This window comes from Pseudomonas sp. HMWF032 (assembly GCF_003060885.1).
Classification (GTDB): domain Bacteria; phylum Pseudomonadota; class Gammaproteobacteria; order Pseudomonadales; family Pseudomonadaceae; genus Aquipseudomonas.
The window spans coordinates 511,012-521,542 of record NZ_QAIG01000005.1 but is presented as its reverse complement, the minus strand read 5'-3'; the positions used below and the strand labels follow the sequence as shown (position 1 = coordinate 521,542).

Here is a 10,531-nt window from a genome sequence, read left to right as displayed (position 1 = left end):
TTTTAGTCTGCTGAGCCGACGACGGGCGTCAGCGGTAAACGTTGGTTGAGCAACTGGTGCAGTGCCGAGTCGGCGGGCCAGTTACGCAGAAAACGGGCGCGGTCGCGGGCATAGGCCCTGGCGAAACTGCGCGCACTGCGGTGCTGCTGCATGGCGTCGAGGTCAATCAGTGACCAGCACGCCAAGCGTTCATCCCAAAACAGGTTATGCCCCTTGAAATCACCGTGGCTGATGCGTTCGCGCAACAAGGCAGCGAACAGACGATCCAGAGCCAACAGGTCGCTTTCTGGGGGCGATCCATCGTGGAACGCCTGAAAACGCGCGATTATATCCTGCCCGCCGCAGTATTCGGTAATCAGGTAGGCACGCCCACGCAGCCAGCACCAGCGCCGCTCTAGCACGGCCAGTGGCTGTGGCGTAGCGATGCCCAGCAACTGCAGACGATTGCCTTCGACCCAACTGTGCCAGGCCCGGCTGGGACGCCAGAAGCGCTTGAGCCAATGCGCCAGGTTCTTCACGTTATAGCGCTTGACCACCAGCGGCCGACCTTGCAGTTGCACTTGCGCCACGGTGGCCGCACCGCCGGTTTTGTAGATATGGCCCTGCTCGGTGAGCTGATCCAGATTACTCAATAGCGGCTGCAGCTCAGCCTGTTTGTCGCGGCGAACCACCTGAAGGCCGAACGCACCGACTTTCGCGGCGAACAGGCTGCAATCGCGGGCGATTTTCTTCAAATAATCGCGCAAACGCCATTGGCGCACTTTTTCCACTTCTTTGAGCAACGCTTCCAGCGGCAGAGCATGCTCGCCGTTCGTCAGCAGGTAATGCACCAGCAGCTCTTCGATAAAAGGCGTCAACTCGGCAGGTAGCTGGGCGAAGAACACCCCAAGGTTTTCCAGCACCTTAGCGCGCGACAGCGGTTTACCTGCCGTCTCAACCTGCACGCCACCGCCGTCGATAACGAACAACTGGCCGTTATGCCGCAACAGGTTGTCCAAATGCAGGTCCGCCTGCCACACCCCCTTGAGGTGCATTTGCGCGATGCTGACCAACGCCTCGGCCAGCACCACCTGCTGATCGGCACTCAGCAGCGGCTGATGTTCCACCGCACGCCAGGCCTCCCACAGGCTCTCGGCACCCTGCAGGTACTCGAACAGCAGCCAGCCGCCCTCACCGTCACGCAGCCCATCCGCCAACAGCTGTGGCGTATGCAACCCCTGCTCGGCGAGCAGAAGGGCACCGTCACGCTCGCGCTGAAAATGTCGCGCAGCCTTGTTTCCCACCAGCAGCTTGGCCAGCACTGGCTGGCCGCACCATTCGGCTACGCCGACATAGCGCTGGCCTGGAAGTACACGCAACCAACGCTGCACTCGCAGGCCAGTGAGGCCATCCGCCCCCGTCACGTCAACAGTCAGTGGCAAGGTGGGCGCACGACCGGCCTGCACGAGGCTCGCCAGGCTCATCAGCGTGACTCCTTATTACGCCGACGCGCACCGACTCGTGCACCCCAACGCTCGATATCCGCATCAGGACCGAGGTAGGCAGCCAGCACGATCTGAATATCCGCCGCCCCCCAGACACTCGCGCGGCGCAGCAATGGCTCCAAGTCCTTAATCCGATCGCGCTCGCCAAACAACAGCGGCCGGGTTTTCTCCAGGTCGATCAACTGCGCGTCGAAGCCAACCGGCGTTTCGCGCAGGAAAATATGCTTGGGATAAAAACAGCCATGCATCTGCCCAGCCTGATGCAGGCGCCGCGCCAGTTCACCACAGGCTTTGAGAATGGCCACACGACGGGCCTCTGCCAGCGCATGCCAACTGGGTAGCCAAGTATCCAGATCCTGCCAACCATCCAACGCGCGGGTCAGCAGCACTGCTCGCTGCTCGCCAGGCAATTTACGCTCGGCAAAAAATGCTGCCTGCAATGCGGGAATCCCCAACGCCGTGTAGCGCTGAATATTGCGGAACTCACGGGCAAAGGTTGGTTCACCCAACGGATGACGCAGGGTGCGGGTCAGGTGATTGCTCTGGCGCTTGAGGTAGAACGCCGCATCGCCCAGTTCGAGCCGGTAGACGCTGCTCCAGCCGCCACGCTCCGTATTGGGCTCATCAACGGCTTCGAGCTTCAGCGCCCACAGCGCCTCAAAACTGGCAAGACCGTGGTGCTCCAACAGGGCACGGTCCTGAGCAGCAATAAAAACACTCATTCCCGCCCCTCAAAAAACGCAATGACCTGACGGATGCGCTTCTTGTCGGAAGTATTCAAGCGCTGACGACCACGGTACTGAAGGTAAAAACGCAACCGCTGGGAACGTGAAAGCACCTTGTGAGCGACTTTATCCAGGCATGCCAGATCCTTGATGATGCGGTAACGCAGCAAAGGCCCCCACCAAAAGGTTCCAGTCGGGCAATCAATGAAGAACAGCTCACCGCGCTCATTGACCAGCAGGTTGCGCCACTTCAAGTCATTGTGGGTGAAATGGTGATCGTGCAGCGCACGGGTGCCCTTGGCTAACTGCTGACTGACCTGCAAAACCCAACGGGGGTCGCTCAACCGCGCATCCTGCCGATTGGCAATTTCGGCCAAATCAAGCGTGCCCTCAAGTTCGCGGGTAATGAGCGCCCCACGGACAAAAGCCCCCACCTGGCGCTCAAGCCCATAGGCCACAATCGGCGCAGTGGGGATGCCCCACTTGGCGAACAACTTGAGGTTTTGCCACTCCGCTTTAACCCGAGGACGGCCAAGGTAACGCCGTAAACCTTTACCAGCGCCCCAGTAGCGCTTGACGTAATAACGCACCCCGCCGAACTCCACACGAATGACCTCAGACAAGGGGTCAGAGGTCAAACGCTCACCTTCAAGTGCAAATACGGCCTCAAGGGTTCCGAAAGCGCCGAGCAGAATCGGATCGTGCAGGTCATGTTTCCACGCTGTCATACCTGCGTCCTGTTTAAGTCAGACAGCGCCCTGACGATGCGGCGCAACGGAATGAACGGACGCCAGACTGTTTTGCCCAGCCATTTGAAGCTCAGAACCGGATTGATCACGCTATTGAGTTCATTGAAGCCGGGCCGCCAAGTGAAATCGGTACGCCGGCGCGTAATGGTGAATGTCCGCAAACCCAGCAGTGAACCAAGGTGCCCGCCACCCGAATCATTGCTAATGACGATGGCGCATGTCAGCAAGAAGTCGACCAGCCCTTTCAAGTCACTGAACGCATGAACATGATGGCCTGGGTACTGTGCCTTTAAGGCTTGCTGCTCGGCCGGGATACCGACGAACTCGACCCGCCAGCCCCGGGCAACCAGATGGCGAGCAAGGCGGCGAAATCCAGACGTTGAGAAATTCTTACTGGCATGTGGCGTGGTCGGAAAAATGGCCACACGTCGCACTTCCGCGCCGGTATCACGGGACGGGATCTGTAAGCCCGCAATAGGCATAGACAGATCAAGCCCGAGGATCTCTTCAGTGTACAGGTCGATCCACTGCACCATGGTCTTTCCGGCCTTCGGGTCACGACAGATCACGTTGTGCGCTCCCTCAATGCGGCAATCACCAAGCCATACAGGTGGCGGCTCGGACCTGAGCTTGACGGGGAGTTTCTTACCGGCGAGGTACGCCACATTGCTCAGCGGAACATCGACGTACCAATCAATCGCACAGATAACCAAATCGTTACAGCCCGCCAGTACAGGCACATCCGGCGTGCCCCCGAGAATGTCCAGCCCAGGCAGGTACTCGCTCACCGAAGACAAGGATACTGAAGCCAGGGTGACCTTCGCACCCGCAGCCTGGAGACGCCAGGCAAGGCGCAAGAACAGCGTGGTGTCGCCCAACGCAGGGCATGGAACCAGTGCAACCCTCACTCCCGGGCCGATCAACGCCTTCTTCTCCGACATCTAGAGTCGATCTCCATAACGCTGTTTACGGCCATACAATTTGGCCGCCTTGGATTCCAGCCAAGCGAGCAAACGACCTTCTTCCTGAAGGATCTGCCGCAAGGGTTGTTGAAAATAACCACGCAGAAAGCGCAGCTTGTCGCGCCGGGTCAGGCCGATATCCAGCACGGAGAAATACAACGCGGCCAGGTCCTTGTTGCGCCAGCGCAAGGGCAGCTGATGGCGGACTTGGGCGCGGTGCAGGTCGATCACTGACAGGCGGAAATCGTCCGCAGTGACTGGTTTATCGGTGTGCAGCAGGAAGTGGCAGATGTAGCAATCGCGGTGGTTGACCCCGGCGCGGTGCATGTTGCCGACCATGTTGGCCACTTCCTTGATCAGCGCCCACTTCAGTCGCGGTTCGGGAGCTTCCTTGGCCCAGTTCAGGCTGAGTTGTTCCAGATCGGTGGTCGGTGCCAGCTCTTCGGTAACGATAAAGGAATGCTGCGCCGCCGGATTGCTGCCGCGTTCGCCGTAGGCCACGGCGGTCATGGTCGCCACACCGACCTCGGTCAGGCGCTGAATGGCTTGCCACTCCTGGCGCGCACCGAGCACCGGCAACTTGGCGGTGAGCAGGTTTTTGACGATCTCCCCCCAACCAATACCGCGGTGGATCTTGACGAAATAGCCGCGTCCATCGACTTCGGTACGCAGCGTGCGGCGGCCTTCCAGCTCGCGGTAAACCTGCCCCTGCAGCGCCTCGACAGCAGCAAAGGCATCACGCCCGACCCACAGGGTTTTAAAGGGTTCAGCCAGTACCAGTCTCATGGACGTGCCGCCAGGATGATGTCGGCCGCGTGTTGCGGCATGGAATACAGGTCAGCGCTGTCGGCGTAGGCCAAACCATTGCGCGCCCAAAAGACGCGGCGCGCATCGTCGGCGAGCATGTCGGCGAGCAGATGATTGAGGCGCTCCTGCTCGAACGGACTGGCCAGCACCCGGCCGGCATCCGCTTCGGCAATGTAGTGGGCGTAGCCGCACACGTCCGTGACCAGCACCGGCAAACCGGAAACCAACGCTTCCAGCAGCACGGTGCCGGTGTTTTCGTTGTAGGCCGGATGAATCAGCAGATCAGCACCCAGCAGGAAACGCGGAATATCGCTGCGCCCCTTGAGAATCTGCACCTGATCGGACACGCCCAGCGCCTTGGCCTGCAGCTGGAACGAACGTGGGTCGTCCTGACCAATAGCGATCAGCCGGGTGCGTTGCTTCAGCTCGCGCGGCAAGGCGGCCAGGGCTTTGAGGCTGCGATCCAGCCCCTTGGTCTTGAAGCCGGAGCCGATCTGCACCAGCAGCAGGTCGCTATCCGACAGATTGAACTCGGTGCGGAATTCGGCACGAAGTTCGGCGGCATTGGCCGGCGCGCGGCGGTCTGCGGCGATGCCCGGCGGCAACAGGTGAAAGCGCTGCAGCGGGGTGTGGTAATGCTTGATAAACAGCGGTTGCTGCACTTCGGAGATCATCAGAATCTCGGTCTTCGATTTGGGGGCGAATACCGCCCGCTCGTAGTCGGCGAAGTGCTTGTAACGGCCCCAGCACTTGTAAAGCGGATTGCGCAGGGTTTGTGCCTTGTCTTCATAGCAGCCGTCGGCGGCGTAGTAGACGTCCAGGCCGGGCATCTTGTTAAAGCCGATCACCCGATCCACGGGACGCTTGGCCAAGTCAGCCTCAACCCAGGCAGTGAGCTTTTCATTACGTTTGTGGTTGAACAGCGCCTTGACCGGCACCACCACCACCTCGAAGCCCACCGGCACCTCACCTTCCCAGATCGGTGTGTAGACGCGAATGGCATGACCGCGCGCCTGGCACTCCAGGGCGATGCGCATAAAGTCGCGCTGCAGGCCGCCGAAGGGGAAGTATTTGTAGAGGATAAACGCGAGCTGCATCAGACAACGTCCTCGGCCAGCAACAGGGCCTGCAATTGTGTGGCCACACGCTCGGCATCCAGACCGTCGAAACAGGGCTTGTGGCGATCGCCCGAGCCGGCATTCGGGCCCGTGGCACACAGGTGCACCTGGCTACGGCCATAGGCACCTACACGCCCCGGCAAGGTTGGGCCGTACAGAGAAATACTCGGCACATCCAGCGCAGCGGCCAGATGGCCCAGTCCGGTGTCGACGGCGACACAGGCACTGGCGCCGGCAATGACCTTGGCCACACCTGCCAGGTTAAGTTTGGGCAACACCGCGACGTTTTCAATGCCTGCAGCAATTCGCTCGGCGCGCGCTTTCTCAGCCTCATTGCCCCACGGCAGGCGTATGGCCCAGCCTTGCGCGCTCATCTGTTCAGCCAACGCCCGCCAGTCGGCTTCCGGCCAGTGCTTACTCAGCCAGGTGGTGCCGTGCAGAAACAGTAGATAAGGCTGCAGCGCCTGATCGGCCAATTGCGCGCGATTGAGGCCGTAATCGCCGACACCGGCAGGTAGCGTGTAACCCAGTGCCTGGGCAAACAGCTGACGGGTACGTTCCAGGGCATGCTGCTCGCGCGGCACGGCATAGCGTCGATCATAGAAGCGACTGGCCAGCGGCTCACGCGCGGAATCACGATCCAGGCCGGCAATCGGTGCCTTGACGTAACGGGTTAGCCAGGCGCTTTTCAGCAGGCCCTGGGCGTCAATCACCAGGTCGTACTGGGTCTCACCAAGGCGCTGCTTGAAGCGCGTCCACTCACCGCTCTTGAGCGTTTGCCACAGGTGCTTGCGCCAGCGGCGAATCGCCACCGGGATCACCTGCGCCACGGCCGGGTGCCAAGCCGGAATCTCGGCGAAGCCCTCCTCCACCACCCAGTCGAACTGAATACCGGGAATCGCCCGCGCCGCATCGGTGAGCGCCGGCAGGGTGTGCACCACATCGCCCAACGAAGAGGTTTTGATCAACAGAACGCGCAAGCTATTCAACCTCGACCGGGTCGGCCACCAGGCGATCCAGCGCCTCAATCACCGGGCGCGGCTTGAGCTGGCCCAAGCAGTTGTAATGACCGAAACGGCAGGTGCGGTCGAAGCACGGGCTGCATTCCAGGCCCAGGCGGACAATTTCCACCTGCTCGGCCAGCGGCGGGGTAAAGCCCGGCGAGGTCGAGCCGTAGACCGCCACCAGCGGACGGTTCAGCGCTGCCGCCACATGCATCAAGCCGGAATCGTTGGACACCACAGCGCCCGCGCAGGACAGCAGGTCGATGGCTTCAGCCAGGCTGGTTTCGCCGGCCAGGTTCACCGCTTCCTCGCGCAGCCCCGGAATCAGTCGGCTGCGAATGTCCTCACCGACCGGGTGATCGTTCTTCGAGCCAAAAATCCACACCTGCCAACCGGCGCGGATCTTCAGCTCGGCAACCTTGGCGTAATGCTCGCTCGGCCAGCGCTTGGCCTCACCGAACTCAGCCCCCGGACACAGCGCCAGCACCGGGCGATCCAGGCTCAGACCGAACGTGGCCAGGGCGGCGTCGCGGCTCTGCGCGTTGATTTGCAAGGCGGGGCGCGGATAAGGCTGCGGCAGCGCGGCGCCTGGCTCGAAGGCCAGCGCCATAAAACGCTCGATCATCAACGGGTAGCGCTGCTTATCCAGGATGCGGATGTCGTTGAGCAGGCCGTAGCGCAGCTCGCCCTTCCAGCCCGTACGTTTGGGGATACTGGCGAAAAACGGCACCAGGGCCGACTTAAGCGAATTAGGCAACAAAATCGCCTGATCGTACTGGCCAGCCAGCGACTTGCCGATCTTGCGCCGCGTGGCCAGTTCCAACACGCCATGGCCGAGCGGAAAGCTCAGGGCCTGACGCACTTCGGGCATGCGCTCGAGAATCGGCCGGCTCCACTCGGGGGCCAGCACATCGATTGCACAACCGGGATGACGCTGTTGCAGGCACTGGAACAGCGTTTGCGCCATCACCATGTCACCCACCCAGCTGGGGCCAACGATCAGTATTTTCATGCCTATTCCAGAAACGACCGGGGAGGCTTATCAGACTGTTTGGAAGCTACTGCGCTTGGCGGTGCGGCGTCAAAAACTGACTCGCTTGCTCATTGACTAGAGTCAACTCCGCCACTCGCCAATTTTTGCCTTGCCTTGCCTCGCCGTCGCTCGCGACGCTTCCAAACAGCCTGATCGCCTCCCTCGCTTTACCTAATTCAGGCCTTATTTAACCAGCGTACGCCACTCGGCATGGGCATCGGTCTTGCCGGTGACCAGATCGAAATAAGCGGTTTGCAGCTTCTCGGTGATCGGCCCACGGCGGCCTGCGCCGATCTGCCGGCCATCGACTTCACGGATCGGCGTCACTTCAGCGGCAGTGCCGGTAAAGAACGCTTCATCAGCGATATACACCTCATCGCGGGTGATGCGCTTCTCAACCACGTCCAGGCCATGCTCGGCGGCCAGGGTCAGGATGGTGTTACGGGTGATACCGTTCAGGCAGGAGGTCACTTCCGGGGTATAGATCACGCCGTTCTTGATCAGGAAGATGTTCTCGCCCGAACCCTCGGCCACGTAGCCTTCCGGATCCAGCAGCATGGCCTCGTCGGCACCACCGGAGATGGCTTCCTGCAGCGCCAGCATCGAGTTGATGTAGTTGCCATTGGCCTTGGCGCGGGTCATCGAGATGTTCACGTGGTGGCGGGTAAAGGAGCTGGTACGCACCTTGATGCCCACCTGCAGGGCTTCGTCGCCCATGTAGGCACCCCAGCTCCAAGCCGCGACGATCACCTGAGTTTTCAGGCCGCTGGCGCGCAGGCCCATGGCTTCAGACCCGTAGAACACCATCGGACGGATGTAAGCGCTTTCCAGGTTGTTCTCACGCACGGCGGCGCGGGTGGCTTCGTTGATTTCGTCTTTGCTGAAGGGAATCTTCATGCCCATGATGTGGGCCGAGTCGAACAGGCGGTCGGTGTGCGCTTGCAGGCGGAAAATCGCCGTGCCTTGCGGGGTGTTGTAGGCGCGTACGCCTTCAAACACACCCATGCCGTAGTGCAGGGTATGGGTCAGCACGTGGGTGGTCGCGTTGCGCCACGGCACCAGCTCGCCGTCATACCAGATCACGCCATCACGATCGGCCATCGACATAGTTGCCTGCTCCTCACATTCGATTAGTACAGCATTGGCCGGCCACCCTATGTGCCCGACGCCCTCATATTCAGCTCAGCCTGTTCAGCTCAAGCCCAGCACCTGCCAAATGCGCATCACCGTGCGCCGCTCATCGGCAAACTGCTCGCCACTGACCACCCCAGGCTGCTTTTGCAGGGCCTGACGGTGCGCCGCTGAACGGTAGGCTTTGTAAATCGCCTGCAGCAATTGGGCATCCTCACCCGGCAGCAAACCCACCCGTTCCAGCCCTTCCAGAATGCGAATATTGTCAGTGAACTCAAGCAATTCCGGGTACTGGCGCGACCAAGCCAGGGCCGCGTATTGCACCATAAATTCAATATCGACGATACCTCCGGCGTCCTGCTTGAGGTCGAACGGCACCGTGGCCTCGAAGGCATTCGCCGCTGTCCCAGCCGCCGTGACCTTGCTGCCAAGGTTGTCGCGCATCTTCGCGCGCATCTCGCTGACCTCGGCGCGCAGCGTGGCCAGGTCGCGTTCGCGGCCCAGTACGGCGGCGCGAACCGCCTCGAACGCCTGGCCAACACGCGGACAACCCACCAGCACCCGCGCCCGCACCAACGCCTGGTGCTCCCAGGTCCAGGCTTCGCCCTGCTGATAACGCTCGAACGCGCCAAGCGAGCTGACCAGCAAGCCTGCCGCACCGGACGGACGCAGGCGCATATCCACTTCATACAATTGGCCGGAGTTGGTTTGCGTGGTCAGCAGGTGAATGATGCGCTGGCCCAGGCGATTGAAGAACTGCGCGCCATCGATGGATTTTTCGCCATCGGTTTCCGCCTGCGGGTCGCCGTCGTGGATAAACACCAGATCGAGGTCCGAGCCATGCCCCAACTCGATACCGCCGACCTTGCCATAGCCGACAATCACAAAATCCGGATCGCAGATGCTGCCGTCAGCCCGCCGCGGCGCGCCGTAGCGGCTCACGGTGTGACGCCAGGCCAGGGCCAGCACTTCATCAAGAATGGCCTCAGCCAGCCAGGTCAGGTAATCCGACACTTTCATCAGCGGCAGCGTACCGGCAATCTCCGAGGCCGCCACACGCAGGCGATGGGCCAGCTTGAAGTGACGCAGGGCCTCCATCTGCTGCTCCAGATCCTCTTCGGGAATACGCATCAGCCGCTCGCGCAGCTCAGCGGCCAGTTCCGGCGCCAGTGGCGGCTTGAACAGGCGGCCTTCGTTAAGCAGCTCATCAAGCAGCAGCGGGAAGCGGGTGATTTGCTCGGCGATCCACGGGCTGGCGGCACACAGGGTCAGCAAGCGCTGCAAGGCGCTGGGGTTTTCCGTGAGCAGCACCAGATAGGCCGAACGCCGTGCCACGGCTTCGATCAGTGGCAGCACGCGTTCCAGCACCAGGTCCGGATTGTCATGCTCCACGGCTTGTGCCAGCAGACGCGGGATAAAGGCATCCAGACGCTCGCGACCGAGACGTTGCATGGCACGGACCTGATTACCGTTGCGCAGCCCTGCCAGACGCTGCCAGGCCGATTGCGGCTCGGCAAA

At 61.3% G+C, this 10,531-nt stretch carries 10 protein-coding genes; all 10 read right to left on the bottom strand.

What is annotated here, in order from left to right; genetic code table 11:
- Positions 1–2 precede the first annotated feature (2 nt).
- Positions 3–1,463, bottom strand: coding sequence for a lipopolysaccharide kinase InaA family protein (locus DBR00_RS05190; protein ID WP_108485798.1), 1,461 nt, complete (start codon positions 1,461–1,463; stop codon positions 3–5).
- Positions 1,463–2,206: a lipopolysaccharide kinase InaA family protein gene (locus DBR00_RS05185; RefSeq protein WP_108485797.1), complete on the bottom strand. Its 744-nt coding sequence runs from the start codon at positions 2,204–2,206 to the stop codon at positions 1,463–1,465. Before DBR00_RS05185 ends, DBR00_RS05190 begins: the two co-directional genes overlap by 1 nt.
- Positions 2,203–2,937, bottom strand: a complete 735-nt coding sequence (locus DBR00_RS05180) for a lipopolysaccharide kinase InaA family protein (RefSeq protein ID WP_108485796.1) — start codon at positions 2,935–2,937, stop codon at positions 2,203–2,205. Before DBR00_RS05180 ends, DBR00_RS05185 begins: the two co-directional genes overlap by 4 nt.
- On the bottom strand, positions 2,934–3,899 hold the full coding sequence (locus DBR00_RS05175) for a glycosyltransferase family 9 protein (RefSeq protein ID WP_108485795.1): 966 nt from the start codon (positions 3,897–3,899) through the stop codon (positions 2,934–2,936). The genes DBR00_RS05180 and DBR00_RS05175 overlap by 4 nt, the downstream gene beginning before the upstream one ends.
- Positions 3,900–4,706 carry a lipopolysaccharide core heptose(I) kinase RfaP gene (rfaP, locus tag DBR00_RS05170; RefSeq protein ID WP_108485794.1) on the bottom strand — a complete coding sequence of 269 codons (807 nt, stop codon included), beginning with the start codon at positions 4,704–4,706 and terminating at the stop codon, positions 3,900–3,902.
- Positions 4,703–5,824, bottom strand: coding sequence for a glycosyltransferase family 4 protein (locus DBR00_RS05165; protein ID WP_108485793.1), 1,122 nt, complete (start codon positions 5,822–5,824; stop codon positions 4,703–4,705). Before DBR00_RS05165 ends, rfaP begins: the two co-directional genes overlap by 4 nt.
- Complete coding sequence (gene waaC / locus DBR00_RS05160; RefSeq protein ID WP_108485792.1) at positions 5,824–6,825, bottom strand: lipopolysaccharide heptosyltransferase I; 1,002 nt, start codon at positions 6,823–6,825, stop codon at positions 5,824–5,826. Before waaC ends, DBR00_RS05165 begins: the two co-directional genes overlap by 1 nt.
- Before the next feature lies 1 nt (position 6,826).
- Positions 6,827–7,861 carry a lipopolysaccharide heptosyltransferase II gene (waaF, locus tag DBR00_RS05155; protein ID WP_108485791.1) on the bottom strand — a complete coding sequence of 345 codons (1,035 nt, stop codon included), beginning with the start codon at positions 7,859–7,861 and terminating at the stop codon, positions 6,827–6,829.
- Between the two features lie 204 nt (positions 7,862–8,065).
- The gene (ilvE, locus tag DBR00_RS05150) at positions 8,066–8,989 is read right to left on the bottom strand and encodes a branched-chain-amino-acid transaminase (RefSeq protein ID WP_108485790.1); all 924 of its coding nucleotides are present in this window, start codon (positions 8,987–8,989) and stop codon (positions 8,066–8,068) included.
- Positions 8,990–9,073: 84 nt separating this feature from the next.
- Positions 9,074–10,531: bifunctional [glutamate--ammonia ligase]-adenylyl-L-tyrosine phosphorylase/[glutamate--ammonia-ligase] adenylyltransferase (gene glnE, locus DBR00_RS20905; protein WP_256582929.1), on the bottom strand; the 1,458-nt coding region annotated here is incomplete at its 5' end.

Excerpts from the sequence above, each read along its gene's own strand:
- ilvE (WP_108485790.1), bottom strand. The coding sequence starts at position 8,989 with ATGTCGATGGCCGATCGTGATGGCGTGATCTGGTATGACGGCGAGCTG.
- rfaP (WP_108485794.1), bottom strand. The coding sequence starts at position 4,706 with ATGAGACTGGTACTGGCTGAACCCTTTAAAACCCTGTGGGTCGGGCGT.
- DBR00_RS05175 (WP_108485795.1), bottom strand. The coding sequence starts at position 3,899 with ATGTCGGAGAAGAAGGCGTTGATCGGCCCGGGAGTGAGGGTTGCACTG.
- DBR00_RS05190 (WP_108485798.1), bottom strand. The coding sequence starts at position 1,463 with ATGAGCCTGGCGAGCCTCGTGCAGGCCGGTCGTGCGCCCACCTTGCCA.
- DBR00_RS05165 (WP_108485793.1), bottom strand. The coding sequence starts at position 5,824 with ATGCAGCTCGCGTTTATCCTCTACAAATACTTCCCCTTCGGCGGCCTG.
- DBR00_RS05180 (WP_108485796.1), bottom strand. The coding sequence starts at position 2,937 with ATGACAGCGTGGAAACATGACCTGCACGATCCGATTCTGCTCGGCGCT.
- DBR00_RS05185 (WP_108485797.1), bottom strand. The coding sequence starts at position 2,206 with ATGAGTGTTTTTATTGCTGCTCAGGACCGTGCCCTGTTGGAGCACCAC.
- waaF (WP_108485791.1), bottom strand. The coding sequence starts at position 7,861 with ATGAAAATACTGATCGTTGGCCCCAGCTGGGTGGGTGACATGGTGATG.